The sequence below is a fragment of the Pseudomonas sp. P116 genome (genome assembly GCF_020149425.1).
Lineage (GTDB): Bacteria > Pseudomonadota > Gammaproteobacteria > Pseudomonadales > Pseudomonadaceae > Aquipseudomonas > Aquipseudomonas anatoliensis.
Genome location: NZ_JACVHB010000001.1, coordinates 401825 through 426778, shown reverse-complemented (window position 1 = coordinate 426778; position 24954 = coordinate 401825). Strand labels below are relative to the sequence as shown.

The window sequence follows — 24954 nt, the reverse complement described above, 5'->3', positions numbered from 1 at the left end:
CGGCAGCTCCTACAGGGAAATGCACATTTCAATGTAGGAGCTGCCGAAGGCTGCGATCTTTTGATCTTTATTACTTATCAGTCAAGGCAAACTGCGTCAGGCAGAACGTCGGAATTCCCATGTCCTGCAGACGCTGCGAACCGTTCAGCTCCGGCAGATCAATAATCGCTGCCGCCTCGTGTACTCGTGCGCCCATGCGGCGAATCAGGTTGGCCGCCGCAATCAGCGTGCCGCCAGTCGCGATCAAATCATCAAACATCACCACCGAGTCGCCTTCACACAGGCTGTCGGCGTGCACTTCCAGGAAGGCTTCGCCGTACTCGGTCGCGTAACCTTCAGCCAGTACGTCGGCCGGCAGTTTGCCCTGTTTGCGGAACAGCACCAGCGGCTTGTTCAACTGATAGGCCAATACCGAACCGATCAGAAAGCCGCGAGCATCCATCGCGCCGATATGCGTGAAGTCGGCTTCGACGTAGCGGTGAGCGAAGCTGTCCATCACCAGGCGCAGAGCCGTTGGCGACTGGAACAGCGGGGTGATGTCGCGAAAAATCACGCCCGGTTTCGGGAAGTCGATCACGGGGCGGATCAGGGATTTGATGTCGAAGGAGTCGAAGACCATCGTCGAGGTGTCCTGGCAGGGCTGCAAACGGCGCAGTATACCCGCGGCTGAATCGATTCGCTCGGCCGCGGGTCGAGATCAGCCTTCCAGCGAACCGCCAGCCAGGGCGCAGAGCTGGATCGGATCGAGAATGTGGATCTCTTTGCCTTCGGCTGCGATCAGTTGGTTTTGCTGGAAGCGGGTGAATACGCGGGACACGGTTTCCACCGCCAGGCCCAGGTAGTTGCCGATTTCATTGCGCGACATGCTCAGGCGGAACTGATTGGCCGAGAAGCCGCGAGCGCGGAAGCGTGCCGACAGGTTGACCAGGAAAGTCGCGATGCGCTCATCGGCGGTTTTCTTCGATAGCAGCAACATCATTTGCTGGTCGTCGCGGATCTCGCGGCTCATCACGCGCATCAACTGGCGGCGCAGTTGCGGCAGTTGCAGGGCCAGTTCGTCGAGGCGTTCGAAAGGGATTTCGCAAACCGAAGTGGTTTCCAGTGCCTGAGCCGAGACCGGGTGTTTCTCGGTGTCCATGCCGGACAGGCCGACCAGTTCGCTCGGCAGGTGGAAACCGGTGAGTTGTTCTTCACCGGCATCGCTCAGGCTGAAGGTTTTCAGGGCGCCGGAGCGTACTGCATAAACGGAATCAAACGTGTCGCCCTGGCGGAACAGGAACTCACCCTTTTTCAACGGGCGGCCGCGTTTCACGATTTCGTCCAGCGCTTCCATGTCTTCCAGATTCAGAGAAAGTGGCAGGCAGAGGGGGGCCAGGCTGCAATCCTTGCAATGGGCCTGGGTGTGAGCGCGCAGTTTGACTGGCTCGGACATTTCTTCAATCCTTGTGGGAAAACACACATAAGCCGTAAGGGTAACTCACGGGAGGACGTTCAGGCCAGTTTATGGCGAGTTTGTCCCACGGGCGTAAAGCCGCAGGGCAATTGGCCGATAAACTGTTATCAGAGCTTTGGAAGGAACCGGTTCAATGGCTGCCATTGGTACGCTGGGCCCCGCTAGCAGCGGTGTAGAGGCATTGTCGGAAACGTTTAAAAACGCCGACGGCAAAGACCGCGACGCCGACTCGACTACACAGGCAACCCCGACCTTGGTCGAAGGCGTCAAAGTGTCGCTGTCCGGTGCTTCAATCGAGCGATCGGCCGGTTCCGGTGGCGATAATCGCGACATCGAAGAGAGCGGCTTGCCCGAGAACATTCAGCAACTGCTGAAGATGATTCGTAAATTGCAAAAACAGATCGCCGAGAAAAAGGCGCTTATCGAAAAGATCATGGCCGACAAGCGCCTTTCCAACGAAGAAAAGATCATCAAGGTTGGCGCGCTGCGCGGCGCCATTGCCGCGTTGAACACCGGTCTCATCACCGCCAATCTGGCTTTGTCCAAAGTGGTGGGGCAGTCGGGTCTGACGTCTGATCAGAACCTGAAAGTGGGTTCGCTGTTGATGAAAAACTAGATTACCCGCGAAAAGCGCTGGCGATTCTGCTGTTCAAGGTAGGCATCGAACACCATGCACACCGAGCGCACCAGCAGTCGTCCGGCTGGCAATACTTTGATTTGCTCGCGATCAAGGGTGATCAAGCCATCCTTGGCCATCTCTTGCAGTTGAGGCCACAGAGCGCCGAAGTAACCCTGAAAATCGATGTTGAACTGTTGCTCGATCTCGGCGAAGTCCAGGCTGAAATTGCAGATCAGTTGCTGAATCACCGCCCGTCGCAACCGATCATCGGCATTGCACACCAGGCCCCGACTGGTCGCCAGTTGCGCTGAGGCGAGGGTGTTCTGGTATGCGTTGAGGTCGCTGCTGTTCTGGCAGTACAGGTCGCCAATCTGGCTGATCGCCGACACGCCCAATCCCACCAGATCGCAATGACCATGGGTGGTGTAGCCCTGGAAGTTGCGCTGCAAGGTGTGTTCTTCCTGAGCGATCGCCAGTTCGTCGTCGGGCAGGGCGAAGTGGTCCATGCCGATATAGCGATAACCGGCGGCGGTCAGTTGTTCGATGGTGCGCTGGAGCATTTCCAGTTTTTGCGCGGGGCTCGGCAGGTCATGGCCGTTGATCCGCCGCTGCGGCATGAAGCGTTCCGGCAAGTGCGCGTAGTTGAACACCGAGAGCCGATCGGGTTGCAGGCTGATGACTTCTTCCACTGTGCGGGCGAAGTTGTCCGGGGTCTGTTTTGGCAGGCCGTAGATCAGATCGATGTTGATCGAGCGAAATTGCAGCGTGCGCGCGGCGTCGATCACTGCGCGGGTTTCTTCCAGACTTTGCAGGCGATTGACCGCTCGCTGCACCACCGGGTCAAGGTCTTGCAGGCCGATGCTGACGCGGTTGAAGCCCAGTTCGCGGAGCAGGCCCATGGTCGACCAGTCAGCTTCACGCGGGTCGATTTCGATGCCGTAATCGCCGGAGTCATCGTCCAGAAGATTGAAGTGCTTGCGCAGATGCGCCATCAGTTGGCGCAGCTCGTCGTGGCTGAGAAAGGTCGGCGTACCGCCGCCAAAGTGCAGTTGCTCGACTTTCTGCGCCGGGTCGAGGTGGCAGCCGATCAGCTGGATTTCCTGTTCTAGCCGTTGCAGATACGGCAGGGCGCGACCGCGATCCTTGGTGATGACCTTGTTGCAGGCGCAGTAGTAGCAAATGTTCGCGCAGAACGGCACATGCACGTACAACGAGAGCGGGCGCTGGGCTTTACGGCTGTCGCGCAGGGCATGGAACAGGTCGAACGTGCCGACCTGACTGTTGAATTGCACGGCCGTCGGATACGAGGTGTAACGCGGCCCCGCCAGATCGTAGCGGCGGATCAAATCGGTGTCCCAACGAATGGCGTCGAGCATGCGGGCATTCCCCCGGATAGGCTGGCAGTGTGGCGAGTCTATCGGGGTGCGGCGATGGGGCTGTTGATTTGCATCAACAGCATAAGATCAAAAGATCGCAGCCTTCGGCAGCTCCTACAGGGGGACACATTCCAATGTAGGAGCTGCCGAAGGCTGCGATCTTTTGATTTTAATGCCCCATCAACCAATGCTGATGCGGGCCGGGCAGCGTCCAGATCCCGAACAGAATCACCAGCAAGCCGCCGGTCATCCGCACGCTGCGCTTGCGCAACAGCGCCGTCACCCGTTCGGCGGCGAGGCCGGTGGCCAGCAACACCGGCCACGTACCGAGCCCGAACGCCAGCATCAACAAAGCACTGTCCAGCGCATTGCCCTGGCTCGCTGACCACAGCAACGTGCTGTAAACCAGTCCGCACGGCAGCCAGCCCCACAGTGCGCCAAGCAGCAAGGCGCGGGGCAAGCTCGACACCGGCAGCAAACGGTTGGCCACTGGCTGAATGTAGCGCCACAAACCGCGACCCAGGCTTTCGATGCGAGTCAGACCACTCCACCAACCGGCCAGGTACAAGCCCATGGCAATCAGCAGCAACCCGGCCAGTACACGCATGAACAACGCGGCCGGGCTGTTGGCCACCGCCCACCCGGCGAGACCGATCAGTAATCCCGCCGTGGCATAGCTCAGGATGCGTCCCAGGTTATACGCCAGCAGCAAGCGAAAGCGTCGACTGCGTTGTTCCTTGGGGATCGCCAGGGTCAGCGCACCCATCAAGCCGCCGCACATCCCCAGGCAATGGCCGCCGCCGAGTAACCCGAGGATCAGCGCCGACACCAGCAGTGGCGCCAGCTCAAGCATGAGGAGGGGCCTTGTCGTCCGGTTTCTGCGCGCGGGCTTCGTCCACCGCTGCGGTGTGGTTCGGGTCCTGATCATCGAACAGGATGCTATGGGCCGGACCGTCGAGGTCGTCGTACTGGCCGCTGTCCACCGCCCAGAAGAAGATGTACACAGCGATGGCCACGATCAGCAGGGCGGCCGGGATCATCACGTAGAGAGCTGGCATCTGTACTCCATGCCCGCGCGGCTCAGGCCGGCAGCGGACGGGTTTCTGATCGGGCGCAGGCTTGCGGCGAACTCGGCAGGCGAGTCAGGCGCAGGGCGTTGAGCACCACGGTCAACGAACTGATCGACATGCCGACCGCGGCCCACACCGGGGTGATCCAGCCGAGGGCGGCGAACGGCAGCATGAGGCCATTGTACAGCGCGGCCCACAGCAGGTTCTCGATGATTACCCGACGGGTGCGCCGCGCCAGCGTGAAGGCTTGCACCAACGCATCGAGGCGATTGGACAGCAGCACCGCATCCGCGCTGGTCTTGGCCAGATCGGTGGCCGAGCCCATGGCCACGCTGATGTCGGCGGCGGCCAGCACCGGCACATCGTTGACGCCGTCGCCGAGCATCAGCACTTTGCGGCCTTCCTTGTGCAGCTGTTGCAGCACTTGCAGCTTGTCATCCGGGCGTAAACCGCCGCGGGCCTCATCAATGCCCAGTTCGGCGGCGACGCTGGCGACCATCGGCGAACTGTCGCCGGACAGCAACAACGTGCGCCAGCCACGCGCCTTGCACGCGGCGAGCAGGGCGGGCGCATCGTCGCGCAGACGATCGTCGAGCACGAACCACGCCAGCGGCCCGGAACCATCACCGAGCAGCAGCCATTGGCCTGGCTCATCCGGCATCGCCGGGATAGCCGCGGCACTGAGGGCGCAGACAAATTCAGCCTGGCCGATACGCAAACGTTGCTCGCCGACAATGCCTTCGAGGCCGAGCCCCGGTGTGCTGTGGACGTCTTCAGCGGCCAACGGTGCACGGCCGAACGCACGGGCAATCGGGTGTTCCGAACGGTTTTCCAGCGCGGCGGCGAGGCTCAGGCATTGGTCGCTGTCGAGTGCGCCCAGAGGACGGATCGAGCGCAGCACCAGGCGACCTTCGGTGAGCGTGCCAGTCTTGTCGAAAATCACCGTGTCGATCTGATTCAAGCCCTCTAGCACATGGCCGCGCGTCAGCAGCAGGCCGAGTTTGTGCAGGGTGCCGGTGGCAGCGGTGAGCGCCGTGGGTGTCGCCAGTGACAGCGCGCAAGGGCAGGTTGCGACCAGCATGGCAAGGACGATCCAGAACGCCCGCGACGAATCCAGCTCCCACCACAACAGGCCGATGGCGGCCGCAGCGATCAGTGACAACAGCAAAAACCATTGCGCGGCGCGGTCGGCGATTTCCGCCAGTCGCGGTTTTTCGGCCTGAGCGCGATCCAGCAAACGAACGATGGCTGACAGCCGCGTATCTTGCCCTAGCGCCTGCACCTGCACGGTCAACGCGCCTTCGACGTTCAGTGTGCCGGCAGTGACCGCATCGCCCGGTGCACGCGGTTGCGGCAGGTACTCGCCCGTCAACAGTGATTCGTCGATGCTCGACTGGCCGTCGAGAATCTTGCCGTCCGCCGGCAGGATCGACCCGGGTTGCACCAGAATTCGCTCGCCCACCCGCAACTCGCTGAGGAGGATGCGCTCGCTCTGGCCGGTCTCATCAAGACGCAGGCATGAGGCTGGCAACAGATTGACCAACTGCGCCGTGGCGGCGGCGGTGCGTTCCCGGGCGCGACGTTCCAGATAGCGTCCGGCGAGCAGGAACAGCGCAAACATGCCGACCGCATCGAAATACAACTCGCCGACGCCGGTGATCGAGGTCCAGATTCCGGCGATATAGGCGCTGCCGATCGCCAGTGAAACCGAGACATCCATGGTCAGATGCCGCGTGCGCAAATCACGCATGGCGCCCTTGAAAAACGGCGCGCAACTGTAGAACACGATCGGCGTGGTCAGGAACAACGCGACCCAGCGCAGGATGGTGTGCAGCTCCGGGCTGAGGTCGATATTGAATTCCGGCCAGGTGGCCATGGTCGCCATCATCGCCTGAAACCACAGCAGCCCGGCCACGCCGAGTTGGCGCAGGGCCAGACGGTTTTCGCTGGCCAGTTGCTCGCTGGCGCGGTCAGCCTGATACGGGTGCGCGGCGTAACCGATGTGGCGCAGTTCGGCGAGGATCTGGCTGAGCGGCAATTGCCCATCGGCCCAGCTCACGTGCAGGCGGTGGTTGGACAGGTTCAATCGCGCCTCGGCCACGGCGGGCAGCGTGCGCAGGTGTTTCTCGATCAGCCAGCCACAGGCGGCGCAACTGATGCCTTCCATCAACAGGGTGGTTTCGGCCAGGTCGCCTTCGTGGCGGACGAAAGGTTTTTGCACGTCGGCACGGTCGTACAGTGCAAGTTCATCGACCAGTTGCACCGGCAGCGCTTCGGGGTTGGCCGAGGCTTCGCTGCGATGCTGATAGTAGCTTTCGAGCCCGCCGGCAACGATGGCTTCAGCCACGGCCTGACAGCCAGGGCAGCAGAATTCGCGGGGCTCCCCGAGTACGACAGCGGTAAAGCGGCTGCCGGACGGAACGGGCAGGGCGCAGTGGTAGCAGGGGAGTGGGGTGGTCATCGGATATTCACTAATACTGCTGAATCATTACCGCCTCTGTAGGCGCTGCCGCAGGCTGCGATCTTTTGACCTTGCTTTAAAAACAAAATCAAAAGATCGCAGCCTGCGGCAGCTCCTACAGGGAACGGTTTATTTTTTCAGGTCTTCCGCGCCCTGCAGTGGTTCATCACCCAGCAGCAGATCCTTGTCGTGGCTGACCAGTTCTTCCTCGAACATCCGCCAGATGTGCTCATCCTGCGTGCCCAGCAACTCCACAAAGCGGCGACCTTCGACTTTATCGTTCAACTGGCCGATGTAGCGGCCCGATTCAGTTTCGCTGCGGGTCAGGACAATCTTGCGATCTTTTTCCGGCTGGGTCGGCGAGATCAGATTCAGCTCGAGGGTTTTCGGTTGGCTGTCGCCGCTCAAACGCAGGTCGACTTCGCCGGTCACGTCATCCAGAAGCACAGCCGCGCGCATGTTCAGGGTCTGGGCCAGCAACTCGCGGTCCAGCGAACGGTTGATGCCTTTGCCGGCCTCGTAGTAGTTGTCGTTGACCAGGTTGTCCGGGTTGTTCACCGCGATGGTCACCATGGACAGGGTCAGCGTCACCGAACAGGCCAGAATCGCGATGATGATCCATGGCCAGAGGTGCTTGTACCAAGGGCTTGCGGCGTTTGCTGCGGGCATGTTCAGTTCTCTCAACGAATTTGTGGGCCGATGAATCGGCTCTTGGCTTCAACGTGGACGCTGTCGTCATCGGCATCCTTGAGGATGAATTTCACCTCGTTGGTGCTCGACGGCAATTGTTCAGGCGCGCTCGACAGTTCGACCGGCATGGTAAAGATATCCCCGGCGGCGACCTTGATCTCGCGTTTGCCTTGCAGGCGCAGATCCGGCAGACCACTGGCTTGCAGCAGGTAGGTGTGGTCGCGCTGATCCTTGTTCATGATCTTCAGGCTGTAGACGTTTTCGATCCGGCCTTCGGCGTTTTCGCGGTACAGCACGCGGTCCTTGCTGACGTCGAAACCGACCAGCGAGCGCATGAAAAACGCAGCCGCCAACAGGCTGATCATCGCCAGCAACACCACGGCATAGCCAATCAGGCGTGGCCGCAGTTTATGGGTTTTCTGGCCGGACAGGTTGTGTTCGGTTGTATAGCTGATCAGGCCGCGCGGGTAATCCATCTTGTCCATGATGCTGTCGCAGGCGTCGATGCACGCGGCGCAGCCGATGCACTCGATCTGCAGGCCGTCGCGGATGTCGATGCCGGTCGGGCAGACCTGGACGCACATGGTGCAATCGATGCAGTCGCCCAGGCCCATGGCCTTGTAATCGACGCCTTTCTTGCGCGGGCCACGGCTTTCACCACGGCGCGGGTCGTAGGAAACGATCAGCGTGTCCTTGTCGAACATCACGCTCTGGAAGCGTGCGTACGGGCACATGTAGATACACACCTGCTCGCGCAGCCAACCGGCGTTGCCATAGGTGGCGAGGGTGAAGAAACCGACCCAGAAATACGACCAGCCATCGGCTTGCCCTGTGAAGAACTCGAACACCAGTTCACGGATCGGCGAGAAGTAGCCGACAAAGGTCATGCCGGTGACGAAACCGATCAGCAGCCACAGCGAGTGTTTGGCGAGTTTGCGCAGAAACTTGTTGCCGCTCATCGGCGCCTTGTCGAGCTTTATGCGTTGGTTGCGGTCGCCTTCGGTGACTTTCTCGCACCACATGAAAATCCACGTCCAGACACTTTGCGGACAGGTGTAGCCACACCAGACGCGCCCGGCATAAACGGTGATGAAAAACAGCCCGAACGCGGCGACGATCAAAATTCCCGACAGCAGGATGAAATCCTGCGGCCAGAAGGTCGCGCCGAAAATGAAGAACTTGCGTTCCGGCAGGTTCCACCACACGGCCTGATGGCCGCCCCAGTTCAGCCACACCGTACCGAAATACAGCAGGAACAGACCGGCGCCGCCCATCATCCGCAGATTGCGGAACAGACCGGTGAAAGCACGGGTGTAGATTTTTTCTCGAGAGGCGTAAAGATCAACGCTGTTGTTCGCGTTTTTACTCGGTGGCGTGACGTCGTGTACCGGAATCTGGTTACTCATCATTGCATCCCACGGCAGTGGAAAAATGCCTCGGTCGATACGTGCCAACCGGGGTCAGAAAGGGCGTTGCAGTGGCGCAATGATACGCCTGTCACGCCGATGAACGGGTGCGACCTTTGGTCGCGTTGGGGAAAAAATCTGGATGGTGTAGCGAATGCGAAAAAGCCTGATGCAGGTCAATTGACTATAGACGAATCCTTTGGACCGCCATCCGCTCTTTCAACCGAAGCGCAGCGAAAGATGCTGCCGACGCGGGGCAGGGTTGTGTGCCTCTTCACCCTCCATTTGGACGGCTTCGTTATCGGCGGGAGGGGTTGGGTCCAATACATTGTTTTGCTCGTTCAAGTTGAACATTTTTGTTTTATAAAACTGATAGTAGATTGAGTGTTGCTGTTGTCGCTGTTGAAAATTATCGGCTAACGCAGTACTGGCGTAATGTAATGGTGTTGCCGTGTGTGAGTCGGGTTTTTTAAAGTTATTTATTGTCAGTCAGTGCAATGGGTTTGGTCGAAAAAACAGTTGGGAAATATCATCTTTTAATTGTCCTGCTTGTGGGGGTTGATTTGGTTTCTATCTGGAATAAATTGCACTGGCAGCACTGCGGTGCTGAATAACTTAACTTTAAAGATTTTAAGAGTGCTCTATGTCCTTTATAAAAAACATCAGGCTGCTTTGTGGCCTGCTTTTGAGTGTTGCCGCATTAACGGTCAATGCCTCAGCAATTACGCTGCCTGATCACATTGTATTTACGTCGGATCCACAGTTTCCCTGGACCGAAAATTCGGATACCGGCGTCGATGAGTCCGCTTCCGAGCGTGACAAGCGCTCGCGCTGGCTGATCGAAACTCAATACTCGGACGTTGCCAGTTTCAGAAAATACTTCAGTGTTGATCCGAACCATATTCCGGTCATGATCAATGGTGACATGACCGCTTTCGGTCATGGCGGTGAGCGTCGCACTACCCGGTCGATTCTGGATAACAAGTTGAGCGGCATTTACGATTATGGTTTGGGTAATCATGATTATGAAAACAACATCAATGATTGCAGTTTTCCAGAGAATAACTGTGCGGCAGGCAGTATCAATGATCTGAAGGAACGCTATTGGGGGAAAGTGAGTATGGACCTGGCAGCGCGCAGTGAGAGTGGCGCCAAAGTGTTGTATGGAAGTCTTGCTTATTCGAAAACATTTGGCGATGTCCATCTGGTTCAGTTGAATAATGAACCCACGTACTCGGTGAAGTTTGTCTCGGGGTTTCCTCTGTTTCGCGTTAATTTCGAAATTACTGATGCCCTGGACTGGCTGGAGCGAGACCTGCAAAAGGCCCAGAGTCAGGGCAAGATCATTTTGCTTAATATGCACAAACCGGATCGCTGGCAGGGCGACGATCAAAAAATTGCCCGATTCAGGGCAATGGTCGAACGCTATCAGGTGACTGCCGTATTTGCCGGTCACTACCATAACGATCCGGGGGGTTATACGAGTTGGAGAACCCGCGAATATTTTGGCGATGTGCCCGTTTTCCTGAGCGGTGGGGCGTCAAATCAGACTTACTTGATCGCGAGCTTCGCCACGGATCGAAAGTCGATCAACGTGCATCAGGTATCCGGCAACAGCTGGCCATCACGCAAGGTCATCGCCACTGTTCCGGTTCGCTGAATGTATTCATGGACTGAAACCAAAACGGCCCCGTCAAATGACGGGGCCGTTTTTTATTGCTTCAGGCGTTGGCCTTACTCGGCCTTCGCTTCCGCTGCTTTCTCACCGTGCGACAGGCTGTAAACATAAGCCGCCAGCAGGTGAACCTTGTCGTTGCCTTGCAACTGCTCTTGCGCAGGCATCTGGCCCTGACGGCCGTAACGGATGGTCTGCTGCAGTTGCGCAAAGCTCGAACCGTAGATGAACGCGCCCGGGTGGGTCAGGTCAGGTGCGCCCATCGCTGGCGTGCCTTTGCCCGCCGGGCCGTGGCAGGCCACGCAGTTGGCGGCGAACAGTTTCTGGCCATTGGCGACATCTGCCTTGGTGCCTTCCGGCAGCGGGCGAGCATCGAGGTTGGTGACCACGTACGCGGCCACGTCAGCCACGCCTTGCTCGCCAATCACTTCAGCCCACGCCGGCATGACCGCGTGACGGCCGCCCATGATGGTGGTCTTGATGGTTTCCGCTTCGCCGCCCCAGCGCCAGTCGGCGTCGGTCAGGTTAGGGAAACCGTAGGCGCCTTTGGCGTCGGAACCGTGGCACACCGAGCAGTTGGAGGCGAACAGGCGGCCCCCCATCTTCAGCGCTTGCGGGTCCTTGGCCACTTCTTCAATTGGCATGGCTGCGAACTTGGCGAAGATCGGACCGAACCTGGCGTCCGAACGGGCCATTTCCTTTTCCCACTCGTGCACGCCAGTCCAGCCGGTCTGGCCGTTGGCGAACGCAGTCTGTTTCTCGGTATCGAGGTAGTTGTAGCCCGGCAGCAGGCCTTTCCAGTTACCCAGGCCCGGGTACAGCACCAGATAACCCAGCGCAAAGATGATGGTGCCCACGAACAGCATGAACCACCATTTCGGCAGCGGGTTGTCGTATTCCTCGATCCCGTCGAACGAGTGGCCGACCGTCTCGTCCGTCTGCTCGGAGCGCTGGCCCTTGCGGGTCGACAGCAACAGCCAGGTCAGGGCGAAGATGGTGCCAAGACTGAGGACTGTGACGTACAGACTCCAGAATGTAGTCATTCTTTGTTACTCCTAGAAGCTTGCTCGACGTGCTTGATGGCTTCGGGATCATCCGCAAAAGGCAGCAAGGTCGCGTCTTCAAACTCCGACTTGCGCTTGGGGCTGAACACCCACAACGCCAGACCGATAAAGGCCACCATCACAACAACGGTGCCCAGGCCACGAATCATCCCGATATCCATCTAATTCACCGTTTGCTTTTGATGATGGTGCCCAGGCCTTGCAGATAGGCCACCAGCGCGTCCATTTCGGTCTTGCCCTTCACGGCATCCTGAGCACCGGCGATGTCTTCATCGGTGTAAGGAACGCCGAGCGTACGCAGGACCTCCATTTTCTTGGCAGTTTCCTTGCCGTCGAGCTTGTTTTCCACGAGGAACGGGTAAGCCGGCATTTTCGACTCAGGCACCACGTTGCGCGGGTTGTACAAGTGCGCACGTTGCCAGTCATCGGAGTAGCGACCGCCGACACGGGCCAGGTCCGGGCCGGTGCGCTTGGAGCCCCACAGGAACGGGTGGTCCCAGACACTTTCACCGGCAACCGAGTAGTGACCGTAGCGTTCGGTTTCGGCGCGGAACGGACGGATCATCTGCGAGTGGCAGCCGACACAGCCGTTAGCGATGTAGACGTCGCGGCCTTCCAGTTCCAGGGCCGGACGCGGCTTCATGCCCTCGACCGGCTTGTTGGTAACGTCCTGGAAAAACAGCGGAACGATCTGGGTCAGGCCACCGATGCTGACGGCGATGACCATGAAGAAAGCCAGCAGGCCAATATTCTTCTCGACAGCTTCATGCTTCATCAGTGAGCTCCAACGACAGCGATCTGGGCAGCGGCTTCGGCTTCAGCCGGGTTCGAGGCGCGCACGGTGCGCCAGACGTTGTAAGCCATCAGCAGCATGCCGCTGGCGAAGAACGCTCCGCCAAGAGCGCGGACGATAAAGCCCGGGTGGCTGGCTTGCAGCGCTTCGACGAACGAGTAGGTGAGGGTGCCGTCATCGTTGATTGCGCGCCACATCAGACCCTGGGTGATGCCGTTGACCCACATCGAAGCGATGTAGAGCACGGTACCGATGGTCGCGAGCCAGAAGTGCGCGTTGATCAGGCCGACACTGTGCATCTGCGCACGACCGAACAGTTTCGGAATCATGTGGTAGATCGCGCCGATCGAGATCATTGCCACCCAGCCCAGAGCGCCGGCGTGTACGTGGCCGATGGTCCAGTCGGTGTAGTGCGAGAGCGAGTTGACGGTCTTGATCGCCATCATCGGCCCTTCGAAGGTCGACATGCCGTAGAACGCCAGCGAGACCACCAGGAAGCGCAGGATCGGGTCGGTGCGCAGCTTATGCCAGGCGCCCGAGAGGGTCATCATGCCGTTGATCATGCCGCCCCAGCTTGGCGCCAGCAGGATGATCGACATCGCCATGCCCAGCGATTGTGCCCAATCCGGCAGCGCGGTGTAGTGCAAGTGGTGCGGGCCGGCCCAGATGTACAGGGTGATCAGTGCCCAGAAGTGCACGATCGACAGGCGATAAGAGTAAATCGGACGTTCGGCCTGTTTCGGCACGAAGTAATACATCATCCCCAGGAAGCCGGTGGTCAGGAAGAAACCCACGGCGTTGTGGCCGTACCACCACTGGATCATCGCGTCGGTCGCGCCCGAGTAGGCGGAGTAGGACTTGAACAGATTCACCGGCAGGGAAGCGTGGTTGACGATGTGCAGCATTGCGGTCACGACGATGAAAGCACCGTAGAACCAGTTACCGACATAGATGTGTTTGGTTTTGCGCTTGGTGATGGTGCCAAAGAACACCAGACCGTAGGTGACCCAGACAATGGCCAGCAAAATGGCGATCGGCCATTCCAGTTCCGCGTATTCCTTGGTGGTGGTGTAACCCAGCGGCAAGGTAATGATCGCGCCGACGATCACCGCTTGCCAGCCCCAGAAGGTGAAGGCGGCGAGGCTGTCGGAAATCAGTCGCGTCTGGCAGGTTCGCTGCACGACATAGTAGGAAGTGGCGAAGAGTGCACAACCACCGAAGGCAAAAATCACCAGGTTTGTGTGCAACGGGCGCAGGCGTCCAAAGCTCGTCCACGGCAGACCGAAGTTCAATTCCGGCCAGACCAGTTGCGAGGCGATGAAAACACCGAGCCCCATGCCAAGGATCCCCCAGACCACCGTCATGATGGCGAACTGGCGGACTACCTTATAGTTATAAGCAGTCGGACTGATTGCTGTGCTCATTCTAAGGTTCCACGGTTTGGGTATTTTATTAGGATGTAATTCGGCCGCAAGTATGGGCAAAGCAGGGGGGCATTGCAACGCGCCATGACCTGGGTCAATGCTTTCCAACGCTGATTCTGCGGCCTTTCCATGCGCCGCGTAAGGACAAAATCAGCCTCGGACAAAATGTCGCAACGGATGAAAAAAGCGAGGGGTTCAGGTCGCTTGTAACGAGGTGTGTTCAAACGCTCCGTTCGGCTGACGGAAGGCAATCGGCTCGACAGCCGGTATCTACCGGCGTTTGCGGCGACATCAGTCAGCCATTTCGCAGAACACAGCGGTTAGGGTCGACCTGGAACCGGCGCGAACCAGTCCTCATCGAGCAAGCGTAGACCCGAATCAGGGGAACCGAAAGGCGAGGGTGTGAAGGGTGCGACAATGCGTCGCAAAGGGGCAGGAAACTGCCGCACCGTAATCGGTGCGGCAAAGGTGTACTCAATACAGTTTATTTATTGTCTTCAGTAATAAGTTTTTCTGTGCTCAATCCATGGCTCAAGCTGTACACATAAGCTGCGAGCAATTGCACCTTGTCATTACCCAGTAGCTCCGTTTGCGCTGGCATATGGCCCTGACGACCGTGGCGAATGGTCTGTTCAAGCTGAGTAAGGCTGGTGCCATAGATAAACCCGGCCGGGTGCGTCAGATTCGGCGCGCCCATGGCTTCAGTGCCTTTGCCGGTTGCCCCGTGACACGCCACGCAAGTGGTGCTGAAGGCTTGCTGTCCGGCTAGCAGATCAACCTTGCTGTCGGCAGGCAATGGCAAGCCAGCCAATTCGTGACGAACATACGCTGCAACGTTCTTCACGCCAGCTTCGCCCAACACCTCGCCCCAGGCCGGCATTGCTGCCACCCGGCCACCCATGATGGTGGTCTTGATCGTGTCGGCATCGCCGCCCCAGCGCCAATCGCTGTCGGCGAGGTTTGGGAAGCCGAACGCGCCCTTGGCGTCGGAGCCGTGGCACACCGAGCAGTTGGAAGCGAACAGACGGCCACCCATTTTCAGCGCTTGCGGATCTTTCGCCACTTCTTCCACCGGCATGGCGGCGAACTTGGCGAAGATCGGGCCGAATTTGGCGTCAGCCTTGTTCATCTCCTTTTCCCACTCATGCACGCCGGTCCAGCCATCCTCGTAACCCGGCAGGATGCCTTTCCAGTTGCCCAGACCCGGATAAAGGATCAGGTAGCCCACGGAAAACACCAAGGTGCCGGCGAACAGCATGAACCACCACTGCGGCAGCGGGTTGTCGTACTCCTCGATGCCGTCAAAGCTGTGGCCCATGGTCTGGTCGACGCTGCCCTTGGTCTCGCCCCGGCGGGTGCCGATCAGCAGCCACGTCAGGCCGATCAGGCTGCCGATGGTCAGTACGCAGATCCACGTACTCCAGAAGGTGGTCATGGCCGGGTACTCCTTGGTTCAGGTGCTTGGGTTGTTTCAGATGCTGGGGTAGTGTCGGGTTGCAGTTCGTCGGCGAACGGCAGCAGGCGCGCTTCGGCGAATTCCGGATTGCGCTTGCGGTTGAACACCCACAGGGTCAAACCAACGAAGGCGACGAACACCACAACGGTGCCTAAGCCACGAATCAGTCCTGCACTCATTTCAACGACCATGGCTCACCTCTTGCTCTTGATTGCAGTGCCGAGCACTTGCAGGTAGGAGATGAGCGCGTCCATTTCGGTCTTGTCCTTGAGGCTGGCCACCGCGTCGCTGATGTCGTCGTCGGTGTACGGCACGCCGAGGGTGCGCATGGTCTTGAGCTTGGTTTCGGTGTGGCTGCTGTCGACCGCTTGCGTGACCAGCCATGGGTAGGCCGGCATTTTCGATTCCGGGACAACGTTGCGCGGGTTGTACAAATGCGCGCGGTGCCAGTCATCCGAGTAACGCGCGCCGACCCGTGCCAGATCCGGCCCGGTGCGTTTCGAGCCCCACAGGAACGGGTGATCCCAAACGCTTTCCCCGGCCACCGAGTAGTGCCCGTAACGCTCGGTTTCAGCCCGGAACGGCCGGATCATCTGTGAGTGACACTGGACGCAGCCTTCGCGGATATAGATATCGCGACCTTCCAGTTGCAGCGCCGTGTAGGGCTTCATGCCCTCCACCGGTTTGTTGGTGACGTCCTGGAAGAACAGCGGGACGATCTGGGTCAGACCGCCGATGCTCACGGCGAACACCATCAACAGCATCAGCAGGCCGACGTTCTTTTCAATCGTTTCGTGTTTCATGGCGGACTCCTCAGGCCATCTGCGCGGCGGCAACGACGTCAGCAGGCTGCGAGGCCCGCACTGTGCGCCAGGTGTTGTAAGCCATCAGGAACATGCCGCTGAGGAAGATCGCCCCGCCAACCAGCCGCACGACGAAGCCTGGATGGCTGGCCACCAGGGTTTCGACGAAGGAGTAGGTCAGCGTGCCGTCCTCGTTGACCGCGCGCCACATCAGGCCCTGAGCGATGCCGTTGACCCACATCGAAGCGATGTAGAGCACGGTGCCGATGGTGGCGAGCCAGAAGTGCGCGTTGATCAGGCCGACGCTGTGCATCTGCGCCTTGCCGAAGATTTTCGGGATCATGTGGTACAGCGCGCCAATGGAAATCATCGCCACCCAACCGAGAGCGCCGGCGTGTACGTGGCCGATGGTCCAGTCGGTGTAGTGGGAGAGGGCGTTGACAGTCTTGATCGCCATCATCGGACCTTCGAAGGTCGACATGCCGTAGAACGCCAGCGACACCACGAGGAAGCGCAGGATCGGGTCGCTGCGCAACTTATGCCAGGCGCCCGAGAGGGTCATCATGCCGTTGATCATGCCGCCCCAGCTCGGTGCCAGCAGAATCAGCGACATCACCATGCCCAGCGACTGCGCCCAGTCTGGAAGCGCGGTGTAGTGCAAGTGGTGCGGACCGGCCCAGATGTACAGGGTGATCAGTGCCCAGAAATGGACGATCGACAGGCGATACGAATACACCGGACGCTCGGCCTGTTTCGGCACGAAGTAATACATCATCCCGAGGAAACCGGCGGTGAGGAAAAAGCCTACGGCGTTGTGGCCGTACCACCATTGCACCATCGCGTCGGTGGCGCCGGAGTACAGCGAGTAGGACTTGGTAAAACTGACCGGGATTTCGAGGTTGTTGACGATGTGCAAAATCGCCACGGTGATGATGAACGCGCCGAAGAACCAGTTGCCCACATAAATGTGTTTGGTCTTGCGCTGCATGATCGTGCCGAAGAACACGACCGCGTAGGCGACCCAGACAATGGTGATCAGTATGTCGATCGGCCATTCGAGTTCAGCGTATTCCTTGGAGCTGGTGTAGCCCAATGGCAGGCTGATCGCCGCCAACAGGATCACCAGTTGCCAGCCCCAGAAGCAGAATGCGGCAATCTTTGGCGCAAACAGTTGGGTCTGGCAGGTGCGTTGTACCGAGTAGAACGAACTGGCGAACAGCGCGCAGCCGCCGAACGCGAAGATCACCGCGTTGGTGTGCAGTGGGCGCAGACGGCCGAAACTGGTCCAGGGTAAATCGAAGTTGAGCTCGGGCCAGACCAATTGGGCCGCGAGAAAAACCCCGAGCCCCATGCCGACGATGCCCCACACCACCGTCATAATGGCGAATTGGCGGACCACCTTGTAGTTGTAGGCGGTACTGATAGAAGTGTTCATGGTTCCCCATCCACGGTTCAGCCGAAGTGACCGCGCGCAAAAGAGCCGCAAATCCTTCGCCTGGAGTTATAGGCAGACTAAAAGCGAGGCAAGCATGAACAAACAGCACAAGGCCAGTATTGACGGGGATCAATGGGCGCAGTGCGTACGTGATCATGGGTGGCTTTGGAACGCCGCCAGTGGCGAGGCTTCGGCGACGTTGATCCTTGCGCATGGGGCGGGTGCGCCGATGGACAGTGAGTGGATGAACGACATGGCTGGGCGCCTTGCTGCACTTGGGGTGAACGTGTTGCGGTTTGAGTTTCCTTATATGGCGCAGCGGCGGGTTGATGGGGTGAAGCGGCCGCCGAATCCTGCGGGGAAATTGCAGGAGTGTTGGCGTGAGGTGTATGGCTTGGTGCGACGTCATGTCACTGGGGTTTTGGCTATGGGTGGGAAGTCGATGGGCGGGCGGATGGCGAGTCTGGTGGCGGATGAGTTGGGGGCTGATGCGCTGGTGTGTTTGGGGTATCCGTTTTATGCGGTGGGGAAGCCGGAGAAGCCTCGGGTTGAGCATTTGGCTGGGTTGCAGACGCGGACGTTGATTGTTCAGGGGGAGCGGGATGCGCTTGGCAATCTTGCGGCGGTTGAGGGGTATTCGTTAGCGTCGGGGATTGAGGTGTTTTGGTTGGGGGCGGGGGATCATGATTTGAAGCCGTTGAAGGTTTCCGGTTTTACCCATGAGCAGCATTTGGCCAGTGCCGCGCAGAAAGTATCCGAATTTCTCAAGGGGTGACCGGGATTCTGAACTTCATGGAGATCGGCTCCCTTCCCCCTCGCCCCCTTGGGGGAGAGGGCTGGGGTGAGGGGGATGGATATCAGCTACGACTTTTTTTTGAGTACATATCCATTGCTGCGGTAACGGCCGCTTAGGGTTCCGCCCTTACGGCGGGTCACTTTTTACAAACGCCTAAAAAGTAACCAAAAACGCTTGCTCCTACGTGCGGCCCGCTCGCTGAGGCTCGGGGTCCCTTCGCTCCGGAATTGATCCGGGCGCAGCGTCTCCGGTTTGCTGCGCTGCACCTCCTCTCGCTGTGTTTGGCTTCGCCAAACGGTCGCTGCGCTCCCACCCCCGGATCAATCCCTCCACTCAGCCTACCGACGTCGCCCGTGGATCAAGATCAAGAGCGGCAGCCGAGCTAACGCTCATCCTTTGAGTGGGGCGGCATGCGCCGCGTGCGGGTGGTACATATCATCCCTGTAGGAGCTGTCGAAGGCTGCGATCTTTTGATCTTGCTGTTGCTTTTTGTGGGAGTGAGCCTGCTCGCGATGACGGTCTGACATCCAACCAATCTCTAACTGAACACACTCAATCCCTTGTGGGAGCTGGCTTGCCAGCGATGGCGGCCTGACAGCCGACCAATCCCTTACTGACGCACCCAATCCAAATGTAGGAGCGAGCCTGCTCGCGATGACGGTCTGACATCCAACCAATCTCTAACTGAACACACTCAATCCCTTGTGGGAGCTGGCTTGCCAGCGATGGCGGCCTGACAGCCGACCAATCCCTTACTGACGCACCCAATCCAAATGTAGGAGCGAGCCTGCTCGCGAAGACGGCCTGACATCCAGCCAATCTCTAACTGAACACACTCAATCCATTGTGGGAGCTGGCTTGCCAGCGATGGCGGCCTGACAGCCGACCAATCTCTTACTGACGCACCCGATCCAACTGTAAGAGCGAGCCTGCTCGCGAAAGCGGCCTCAAAAACAACATCAATACAACAGGGGAATTTCCAGTTTTCTCTATCAGTAAACGCAATCCTGCAAGCACGTTTAAATCACACAACCCGTTACGCCATCGGGCCTACAACTCCTTGCGCCGTTACCTACGCGTACGCCAGAATCCGCCGGCTTACACGGATACGTGCCGGGCTATATCGTTCACCTGTCACTGCAAAACAGTGACCGGGTTTGGTAGCCCGTCTGTAATAGCTGTGTGGCAGCACCTTACAGAGTCTCTTTCTTGGGGCTTGGCTTTATGGTGGTCATGCGTGGGGCTCACTCGTGAGCGCCGGGTTCCTATTGCAGCCGGTCTACCAACCCGCGTATGGCCACCACCCACTCGTTTGGTAGCGAGAGTGATGGCTCCTTAAACTGCGATAGGAGTTTCATCCATGTTCAAAATCACACCAAACCCACCACCCACAGATCCAATCCCCCACGACCCAGCGCTCAGCCCACAAAAGATCAAAGAAGCAACCGATCGCGCCCTCGATTACTACCTCAAGCCCGACGACCTGGCGGCTCCGCCAACCTCGCCCAAGTTTCGCCCCGTCTTTCTCGTCGACCCCACCCTGGATGACGAAACCCTGCTCGTCGAAGCCTGCGAGTCGCTGTCTTACGCCCATGCCATGGCCGGTAACATCGCCCACTCAATCGGCGGCCCGGAGCGCAAACCGCTGCTGGCGCTGCAACAGGTGATCATGCTCAACGAACTGTTGGTCAATCGGCTATTAGATAAGCTGAAGTTGCCTCAGTAATCTCGCTGGCTGTTATGGCCTCATCGCGAGCAGGCTCACTCCTACAAGGGATTGTGGTCGGGCACAAAAGCTGTGGTCACCGCAGACCCCATGTAGGAGTGAGCCTGCTCGCGATGGCGGTCTGCCAGATGCCATTGATTTCACATAGGCAATAAAAAGCCCGGAAAGCTTTCGCCGTCCGGGCTTTGAAGATCAAAAGATCGCAGCCTTCGGCAGCTCCTACAGGAACATGCATTCCAATGTAGGAGCTGCCGAAGGCTGCGATCTTTTGCTTTTAGCGGTTAAACCGCTCCACCAACGAGTACTGCGTATTCGCCGTCTTGGTCAGCTCTTCACTCAGCAACGCCGAGTTATGCGCCTGTTCCGACGTCTGATCCGCCAACTCCGAAATATTGCTGATGTTGCGGCTGATCTCTTCAGCCACCGCACTTTGCTCTTCCGTCGCCGCAGCGATCTGCGTGGTCATGTCGGTGATATTAGCCACCGCTTCGCTGATCCCGACCAGTGCCTGATCCGCTTCCAGCACCCGCGCCACACCTTCTTCGGCCTGGCGATGCCCGGCTTCCATGGTTTGCACAGCGCTCGAAGCAGTCTGCTGCAGCTTGGCGATCAGGGCGTGAATCTGCCCGGTCGATTCGCTGGTGCGTTGCGCCAGTTGACGAACTTCATCAGCCACCACGGCAAAACCGCGGCCCATTTCGCCGGCACGGGCCGCTTCGATGGCGGCGTTGAGCGCGAGCAGGTTGGTCTGGTCGGCGATGCCTTTGATCACATCGACCACGCCGCCGATTTCGTCGCTGTCCTTGGCCAGTTGGGTCACGGTTAGGCCGGTTTCTCCAACAACCACGGACAAACGCTGAATGGCTTCGCGGGTTTCGCCGGCGATGTCGCGGCCGCGTCCGGTCAGGCGATTGGCTTCCTGAGTGGCATCGGCGGTGCGTTGTACGTGGCTGGCCACTTCCTGCGTGGTCGCGGCCATCTGATTGACGGCGGTGGCGACCTGTTCGGTTTCCACGCGCTGGCGTTCCAGGCCGGTCGAGCTGCTGTGTGCCAGAGCGTCGGACTGCTTGGCCTGATCGGTCAGGTGCTCGGCAGTGTCCTGCAGTCGGGTCAGGCAGGTTTTCAGACGGGCTTCCTGACTGAGGATCGCCATTTCCAGACGCGCCTGAGAGCCACGGCTGTCGGTGTACATCTGCGCGATCAGCGGATCGGACGTGGTCTGTTCGGCCAGACGCAGCAAGCGCTTGAGGCCTCGCTGCTGCCATTGCAGACCCAATAGGCCGAGTGGCACCGACAGACCAGCGGCGAGGGCAAAGCCCCACTGCGAGTTCAGGGTTGCGCCGATGACGAAGCTAAGCTGGCTGACCAGAATGAACGGCAGCCAGTCTTGCAGCACCGGCAGCCATTTATCGCTGGAAGGGATCGCCGACTTGCCTTGGTTGATGCGTTGGTAAAGCGCTTCGGCACGGCGGATCTGTTCGGCGGTGGGTTTGATCCGCACCGACTCGTAACCGACCACCTGATTGCCGTCGAACACCGGTGTTACATAGGCGTTAACCCAGTAATGGTCACCGGTCTTGCAGCGATTCTTGACAATGCCCATCCATGGCAAGCCTTGTTTCAGTGTGCCCCACATGTGCGAAAACACCGCAGCCGGGACGTCGGGGTGACGGACCAGGTTGTGCGGCGCACGGATCAGTTCCTCACGCGAAAACCCGCTGATTTCGACGAAAGCGTCGTTGCAGTAGGTGATCACGCCCTTGGCGTCGGTTGTGGAAATCAACCGTTGCTGAGCCGGGAAAGTCCGTTCGCGTTGTGTAATGGGCTGGTTGTTACGCATGGTTGTTCAATCCGCAAGGCTTTGAAAGGTTGTCGGCGCTGTCAGGAAATTATTGAATTTTTCTTTCAGTAATCAGCACGGCGTCGCAAAACGCGGCTTGCCTCAACCGGCCAGCATCGGATAGGTGAACAAGCCAAAATGCAGCACATTCAGCCCGAAGTGTGTGGCGATCGCCGCCCCGAGTCCGCCGAAACGGTAGGCCAGACCATAGCCGACACCCGCCAGTCCCGCCAGTAACACCCAAGTCCAGCCCGCACCGACATGCGCCAGCGCGAACAGTGACGAGGCGAGCAGCAGCGCGAGGTTTTCGCCATACGGCAGGTGTTTGAAGCGTCGGCTGAAACCGCCTTGTATATAGCCGCGAAACAGCGCTTCCTCGACCAGCGTCACCAGCAGCAGATTGTTCAGCACCCACAGCCACGCCTGATCTGGCCATTTCGGTGCCCAGGCGATAACGCCCAGCAACAACGCACCGCCGAGAGCGAGGATCGCGCTTAACGTCAAGGCGAGGGCGGTCGCGTACACGGTCAGGCGCAATGAGCGCCGCGCGACAATCCACGGGCAGACCAGCAACAGCCAAAAGCCAACCAGTGGTTTGTCCTGATTCAGGTACATCGAAAAGCGCACAGCGTTATCAGTGAAACGCTGCGGATCAATAGCGCGGCCGTTGTAAAAACCCGGCAACCAATGCATCGCCAACGCCAAAGTCATCACGATAAACAGGCCGTGGCCGAGGTAGCGTGCGAACGGCACTTGTTGCTGGCGTACCGCGTACCCGGCGAACAGCAGCAGGCCAACGGAAATCAGTGCCAGCCAGCCGAGTTGGCCGTAGCTGAGCGCCAATCCGTAGCCGAGGCTGAGCAGCGCCAGGTAAAGCCAAGGCAAAGCCTTCATCGAAACTCCCTGTGAAAATGGGTGGAAGGGCTTTCTACACGGCTGGGCGGCGGAAAGCAAAAGTCAAAAGATCGCAGCCTCCGGCAGCTCCTACAAGGATCGCATTCGCCGCCAATTGCGCGGATAAACGCCGGATCTGTAGGAGCTGCCGCAGGCTGCGATCTTTTGATCTTGCCTTTAAAGCAGGTTGAGTTTCGCCGCAGCACGCTCAGTAATTTCCGTGCGCAGTTTCAACGATGGCGCCGCTCGCAACCGGGCCTCATCGACGATTGCACTCGGCGCTGAATCCGGCGAGCCTGAGTTAAATGGCGGCGCCGGCGCATACTCAAGTTGCAACTGCACCAACTGCGCCGTGTCGGCATCAACCAGCTCAGCCGCCAGCACCAAGGCAAAATCGATCCCTGCGGTAATCCCGCCGCCAGTAAACAGATTGCCGTCACGCACCACCCGATCCTTTACCGCAATCGCCCCCAGCGTCGGCAGCAAGTCGTGATAAGCCCAATGTGTCGTCGCGCGTTTGCCATTTAACAGACCCGCCGCGCCGAGCACCAGCGAGCCGGTGCACACCGAAGTCACGTAACGCGCCTGCGCGGCCTGGCGTTTAATGAAAGCCAGCGTCTGCTCATCCTCCATCAACGGCCCGACGCCACCGCCACCGGGCACACAGATCACATCCAGATCAGGACAGTCCTCGAAGGTCGTGGTCGGTTTCAGCAGCAGACCGGTGCTGGCCGTGACCGGCATCAGATCCTTCCAGATCAAATGCACCTGCACACCCGGCAACGACGCGAGCACGTCATAAGGACCGGTCAGGTCGAGTTGTTGAACCTGCGGAAACAACAGAAAACCGATCTGCAACGTCATGGGGTTTTTCTCCATTGAGGGGGTGGACGGCTTCACTGTAGGCGCGTAGGTTCTGGCGCATACGCCAATCACCCCACGAATTACGCCAAATGCCCAAAGCCATTCACGTACTCGCGTTTGCCAACATGCAGATCCTCGACGTCACCGGCCCGTTGCAAGTGTTTGCTTCGGCCAATGACCTCTGTCGTCAACGCGGCCTGCCGACGCCTTATGCGCCAAGTGTGATCGCCAGCGAAGGCGGAGCGGTGATGTCGTCCGCGGGGCTGGCGGTGCTTGCCGAACCGCTACCTCAAGAGGCCAGCGATACGCTGATCATCGCCGGCGGCTGGGGTATTTATCCGGCGGCGGAAGATCTGCCCCTTGTGGATTGGGTGCGCCAACATGCAGCGAAATGTCGGCGCGTGGCTTCGGTGTGTACCGGCGCATTTCTGTTGGCGGCCAGCGGCTGGCTCGACGGTCGACGCGTCGTCACTCACTGGACGCGTTGCGAGCAACTGGCGCAGCAGCATCCGAAGTTGCAGGTCGAGGCCAATCCGATCTTCATCAACGACGGCCCGGTCTGGACTTCGGCGGGCGTCACTGCCGGCATCGACCTGGCACTGGCGATGGTCGAGCAAGACCTCGGCAGCGACATCGCCCTGGACGTCGCCCGCCATCTGGTGGTGTTCCTCAAACGCCCGGGCGGGCAGTCACAGTTCAGCGTGACGTTATCACTGCAGAACCAAGGCAACCGTTTCGATGAGCTGCATGCATGGATCGCCGAAAACCTGACCTGTGACCTCGGCGTACCGACTCTGGCCGAACAGGCCGGGATGAGCGAACGCAGCTTCGTCCGCCATTACCGCGCCGACACCGGCCAGACCCCGGCGCGGGCGATCGAACTGATCCGCGTTGAAACGGCTCGGCGTTTGCTCAGCGATACCGGGCTCCCTGTAAAACGCATCGCGGCAAATTGCGGGTTTGGCAGTGAGGAGACCTTGCGCCGGAGTTTTCTGCGGGCGATTGGGGTGACGCCGCAGGCGTATCGGGAGCGGTTTTCGGTCAGCGCTGCAACAATCAACACTGAAGTCATCGCGCGATGCTGAACCTGTGGCGAGGGAGCGAGCTCC

General features: G+C 59.2%; 24 protein-coding genes. 5 read left to right on the top strand and 19 right to left on the bottom strand.

Annotation, left to right across the window (positions count from 1 at the left end; all coding sequences use genetic code 11):
- Positions 1 to 70: 70 nt before the first annotated feature.
- Both ICA15_RS02180 and fnr read right to left on the bottom strand, forming a co-directional pair.
- A complete protein-coding gene (locus ICA15_RS02180; RefSeq protein ID WP_028621413.1) occupies positions 71 to 619 on the bottom strand; it encodes an adenine phosphoribosyltransferase in 549 nt (182 codons plus the stop codon).
- A 78-nt stretch (positions 620 to 697) separates the two neighbouring features.
- The gene (gene fnr, locus ICA15_RS02175) at positions 698 to 1432 is read right to left on the bottom strand and encodes a fumarate/nitrate reduction transcriptional regulator Fnr (RefSeq protein WP_150601368.1); all 735 of its coding nucleotides are present in this window, start codon (positions 1430 to 1432) and stop codon (positions 698 to 700) included.
- 154 nt (positions 1433 to 1586) lie between these two features.
- On the opposite strand from fnr, the gene ICA15_RS02170 reads away from it, so the two are divergent.
- Positions 1587 to 2069 (top strand): hypothetical protein, encoded by a 483-nt coding sequence (locus ICA15_RS02170; RefSeq protein WP_150616722.1) that lies wholly within the window; start codon positions 1587 to 1589, stop codon positions 2067 to 2069.
- Here ICA15_RS02170 and hemN read toward each other — a convergent pair.
- The 6 genes from hemN to ccoG all read right to left on the bottom strand — a co-directional run bounded on the left by hemN (position 2066) and on the right by ccoG (position 9075).
- Entirely contained in the window at positions 2066 to 3448 is a 1383-nt protein-coding gene (hemN, locus tag ICA15_RS02165; protein ID WP_210553589.1) for an oxygen-independent coproporphyrinogen III oxidase, read from the bottom strand. The two genes, ICA15_RS02170 and hemN, sit on opposite strands and share 4 nt — an antisense overlap.
- Positions 3449 to 3617: 169 nt before the next feature.
- Positions 3618 to 4301, bottom strand: a complete 684-nt coding sequence (locus tag ICA15_RS02160) for a sulfite exporter TauE/SafE family protein (protein ID WP_210553588.1) — start codon at positions 4299 to 4301, stop codon at positions 3618 to 3620.
- Positions 4294 to 4506: a cbb3-type cytochrome oxidase assembly protein CcoS gene (ccoS, locus tag ICA15_RS02155; protein WP_042558535.1), complete on the bottom strand. Its 213-nt coding sequence runs from the start codon at positions 4504 to 4506 to the stop codon at positions 4294 to 4296. Before ccoS ends, ICA15_RS02160 begins: the two co-directional genes overlap by 8 nt.
- 22 nt (positions 4507 to 4528) lie before the next feature.
- Positions 4529 to 6979 (bottom strand): heavy metal translocating P-type ATPase, encoded by a 2451-nt coding sequence (locus tag ICA15_RS02150; RefSeq protein ID WP_210553587.1) that lies wholly within the window; start codon positions 6977 to 6979, stop codon positions 4529 to 4531.
- 129 nt (positions 6980 to 7108) lie between these two features.
- Positions 7109 to 7648, bottom strand: coding sequence for a FixH family protein (locus ICA15_RS02145; RefSeq protein WP_210553586.1), 540 nt, complete (start codon positions 7646 to 7648; stop codon positions 7109 to 7111).
- Positions 7649 to 7659: 11 nt separating this feature from the next.
- Positions 7660 to 9075, bottom strand: a complete 1416-nt coding sequence (gene ccoG, locus ICA15_RS02140) for a cytochrome c oxidase accessory protein CcoG (protein WP_150616717.1) — start codon at positions 9073 to 9075, stop codon at positions 7660 to 7662.
- A 643-nt stretch (positions 9076 to 9718) separates the two neighbouring features.
- On the opposite strand from ccoG, the gene ICA15_RS02135 reads away from it, so the two are divergent.
- The gene (locus ICA15_RS02135) at positions 9719 to 10735 is read left to right on the top strand and encodes a metallophosphoesterase family protein (protein WP_210553585.1); all 1017 of its coding nucleotides are present in this window, start codon (positions 9719 to 9721) and stop codon (positions 10733 to 10735) included.
- A 74-nt stretch (positions 10736 to 10809) separates the two neighbouring features.
- On the opposite strand, the gene ccoP (ICA15_RS02130) is transcribed toward ICA15_RS02135, so the two are convergent.
- From ccoP (ICA15_RS02130) to ccoN (ICA15_RS02095), 8 genes are all read right to left on the bottom strand, one after another.
- The gene (gene ccoP / locus ICA15_RS02130; RefSeq protein WP_150601378.1) at positions 10810 to 11793 is read right to left on the bottom strand and encodes a cytochrome-c oxidase, cbb3-type subunit III; all 984 of its coding nucleotides are present in this window, start codon (positions 11791 to 11793) and stop codon (positions 10810 to 10812) included.
- Complete coding sequence (locus ICA15_RS02125) at positions 11790 to 11975, bottom strand: CcoQ/FixQ family Cbb3-type cytochrome c oxidase assembly chaperone (protein ID WP_003175465.1); 186 nt, start codon at positions 11973 to 11975, stop codon at positions 11790 to 11792. The genes ccoP (ICA15_RS02130) and ICA15_RS02125 overlap by 4 nt, the downstream gene beginning before the upstream one ends.
- 5 nt (positions 11976 to 11980) lie before the next feature.
- Positions 11981 to 12589: a cytochrome-c oxidase, cbb3-type subunit II gene (ccoO, locus tag ICA15_RS02120; protein ID WP_150601379.1), complete on the bottom strand. Its 609-nt coding sequence runs from the start codon at positions 12587 to 12589 to the stop codon at positions 11981 to 11983.
- Entirely contained in the window at positions 12589 to 14031 is a 1443-nt protein-coding gene (gene ccoN, locus ICA15_RS02115) for a cytochrome-c oxidase, cbb3-type subunit I (RefSeq protein ID WP_042558542.1), read from the bottom strand. Before ccoN (ICA15_RS02115) ends, ccoO (ICA15_RS02120) begins: the two co-directional genes overlap by 1 nt.
- A 484-nt stretch (positions 14032 to 14515) precedes the next feature.
- Entirely contained in the window at positions 14516 to 15466 is a 951-nt protein-coding gene (gene ccoP / locus ICA15_RS02110; protein ID WP_150616714.1) for a cytochrome-c oxidase, cbb3-type subunit III, read from the bottom strand.
- Positions 15463 to 15678, bottom strand: a complete 216-nt coding sequence (locus tag ICA15_RS02105; protein WP_150616713.1) for a cbb3-type cytochrome oxidase subunit 3 — start codon at positions 15676 to 15678, stop codon at positions 15463 to 15465. The genes ccoP (ICA15_RS02110) and ICA15_RS02105 overlap by 4 nt, the downstream gene beginning before the upstream one ends.
- 3 nt (positions 15679 to 15681) lie before the next feature.
- A complete protein-coding gene (ccoO, locus tag ICA15_RS02100; protein WP_210553584.1) occupies positions 15682 to 16290 on the bottom strand; it encodes a cytochrome-c oxidase, cbb3-type subunit II in 609 nt (202 codons plus the stop codon).
- 10 nt (positions 16291 to 16300) lie between these two features.
- A complete protein-coding gene (ccoN, locus tag ICA15_RS02095) occupies positions 16301 to 17725 on the bottom strand; it encodes a cytochrome-c oxidase, cbb3-type subunit I (RefSeq protein WP_150601382.1) in 1425 nt (474 codons plus the stop codon).
- Between the two features lie 94 nt (positions 17726 to 17819).
- On the opposite strand from ccoN (ICA15_RS02095), the gene ICA15_RS02090 reads away from it, so the two are divergent.
- Positions 17820 to 18500, top strand: a complete 681-nt coding sequence (locus ICA15_RS02090) for an alpha/beta family hydrolase (RefSeq protein ID WP_210553583.1) — start codon at positions 17820 to 17822, stop codon at positions 18498 to 18500.
- Positions 18501 to 19881: 1381 nt separating this feature from the next.
- Complete coding sequence (locus ICA15_RS02085) at positions 19882 to 20247, top strand: DUF6124 family protein (RefSeq protein WP_150601384.1); 366 nt, start codon at positions 19882 to 19884, stop codon at positions 20245 to 20247.
- Between the two features lie 274 nt (positions 20248 to 20521).
- On the opposite strand, the gene ICA15_RS02080 is transcribed toward ICA15_RS02085, so the two are convergent.
- The 3 genes from ICA15_RS02080 to inhA form a co-directional block, all read right to left on the bottom strand.
- Positions 20522 to 22087: a methyl-accepting chemotaxis protein gene (locus ICA15_RS02080; RefSeq protein WP_210553582.1), complete on the bottom strand. Its 1566-nt coding sequence runs from the start codon at positions 22085 to 22087 to the stop codon at positions 20522 to 20524.
- A 102-nt stretch (positions 22088 to 22189) separates the two neighbouring features.
- Positions 22190 to 22981 (bottom strand): CPBP family intramembrane glutamic endopeptidase, encoded by a 792-nt coding sequence (locus ICA15_RS02075; protein ID WP_210553581.1) that lies wholly within the window; start codon positions 22979 to 22981, stop codon positions 22190 to 22192.
- 177 nt (positions 22982 to 23158) lie between these two features.
- The gene (inhA, locus tag ICA15_RS02070) at positions 23159 to 23845 is read right to left on the bottom strand and encodes an isonitrile hydratase (RefSeq protein WP_150616706.1); all 687 of its coding nucleotides are present in this window, start codon (positions 23843 to 23845) and stop codon (positions 23159 to 23161) included.
- A gap of 89 nt (positions 23846 to 23934) precedes the next feature.
- Here inhA and ICA15_RS02065 point away from each other — a divergent pair, with 89 nt between their 5' ends.
- Positions 23935 to 24930, top strand: a complete 996-nt coding sequence (locus tag ICA15_RS02065) for a GlxA family transcriptional regulator (protein ID WP_210553580.1) — start codon at positions 23935 to 23937, stop codon at positions 24928 to 24930.
- Positions 24931 to 24954: the final 24 nt, after the last annotated feature.

What these genes read in the sequence shown, in the direction of transcription:
- ICA15_RS02180 (WP_028621413.1), bottom strand. Translation starts at nt 619, where the DNA reads ATGGTCTTCGACTCCTTCGACATCAAATCCCTGATCCGCCCCGTGATC.
- fnr (WP_150601368.1), bottom strand. Translation starts at nt 1,432, where the DNA reads ATGTCCGAGCCAGTCAAACTGCGCGCTCACACCCAGGCCCATTGCAAG.
- ICA15_RS02170 (WP_150616722.1), top strand. Translation starts at nt 1,587, where the DNA reads ATGGCTGCCATTGGTACGCTGGGCCCCGCTAGCAGCGGTGTAGAGGCA.
- hemN (WP_210553589.1), bottom strand. Translation starts at nt 3,448, where the DNA reads ATGCTCGACGCCATTCGTTGGGACACCGATTTGATCCGCCGCTACGAT.
- ICA15_RS02160 (WP_210553588.1), bottom strand. Translation starts at nt 4,301, where the DNA reads ATGCTTGAGCTGGCGCCACTGCTGGTGTCGGCGCTGATCCTCGGGTTA.
- ccoS (WP_042558535.1), bottom strand. Translation starts at nt 4,506, where the DNA reads ATGCCAGCTCTCTACGTGATGATCCCGGCCGCCCTGCTGATCGTGGCC.
- ICA15_RS02150 (WP_210553587.1), bottom strand. Translation starts at nt 6,979, where the DNA reads ATGACCACCCCACTCCCCTGCTACCACTGCGCCCTGCCCGTTCCGTCC.
- ICA15_RS02145 (WP_210553586.1), bottom strand. Translation starts at nt 7,648, where the DNA reads ATGCCCGCAGCAAACGCCGCAAGCCCTTGGTACAAGCACCTCTGGCCA.
- ccoG (WP_150616717.1), bottom strand. Translation starts at nt 9,075, where the DNA reads ATGAGTAACCAGATTCCGGTACACGACGTCACGCCACCGAGTAAAAAC.
- ICA15_RS02135 (WP_210553585.1), top strand. Translation starts at nt 9,719, where the DNA reads ATGTCCTTTATAAAAAACATCAGGCTGCTTTGTGGCCTGCTTTTGAGT.
- ccoP (WP_150601378.1), bottom strand. Translation starts at nt 11,793, where the DNA reads ATGACTACATTCTGGAGTCTGTACGTCACAGTCCTCAGTCTTGGCACC.
- ICA15_RS02125 (WP_003175465.1), bottom strand. Translation starts at nt 11,975, where the DNA reads ATGGATATCGGGATGATTCGTGGCCTGGGCACCGTTGTTGTGATGGTG.
- ccoO (WP_150601379.1), bottom strand. Translation starts at nt 12,589, where the DNA reads ATGAAGCATGAAGCTGTCGAGAAGAATATTGGCCTGCTGGCTTTCTTC.
- ccoN (WP_042558542.1), bottom strand. Translation starts at nt 14,031, where the DNA reads ATGAGCACAGCAATCAGTCCGACTGCTTATAACTATAAGGTAGTCCGC.
- ccoP (WP_150616714.1), bottom strand. Translation starts at nt 15,466, where the DNA reads ATGACCACCTTCTGGAGTACGTGGATCTGCGTACTGACCATCGGCAGC.
- ICA15_RS02105 (WP_150616713.1), bottom strand. Translation starts at nt 15,678, where the DNA reads ATGGTCGTTGAAATGAGTGCAGGACTGATTCGTGGCTTAGGCACCGTT.
- ccoO (WP_210553584.1), bottom strand. Translation starts at nt 16,290, where the DNA reads ATGAAACACGAAACGATTGAAAAGAACGTCGGCCTGCTGATGCTGTTG.
- ccoN (WP_150601382.1), bottom strand. Translation starts at nt 17,725, where the DNA reads ATGAACACTTCTATCAGTACCGCCTACAACTACAAGGTGGTCCGCCAA.
- ICA15_RS02090 (WP_210553583.1), top strand. Translation starts at nt 17,820, where the DNA reads ATGAACAAACAGCACAAGGCCAGTATTGACGGGGATCAATGGGCGCAG.
- ICA15_RS02085 (WP_150601384.1), top strand. Translation starts at nt 19,882, where the DNA reads ATGTTCAAAATCACACCAAACCCACCACCCACAGATCCAATCCCCCAC.
- ICA15_RS02080 (WP_210553582.1), bottom strand. Translation starts at nt 22,087, where the DNA reads ATGCGTAACAACCAGCCCATTACACAACGCGAACGGACTTTCCCGGCT.
- ICA15_RS02075 (WP_210553581.1), bottom strand. Translation starts at nt 22,981, where the DNA reads ATGAAGGCTTTGCCTTGGCTTTACCTGGCGCTGCTCAGCCTCGGCTAC.
- inhA (WP_150616706.1), bottom strand. Translation starts at nt 23,845, where the DNA reads ATGACGTTGCAGATCGGTTTTCTGTTGTTTCCGCAGGTTCAACAACTC.
- ICA15_RS02065 (WP_210553580.1), top strand. Translation starts at nt 23,935, where the DNA reads ATGCCCAAAGCCATTCACGTACTCGCGTTTGCCAACATGCAGATCCTC.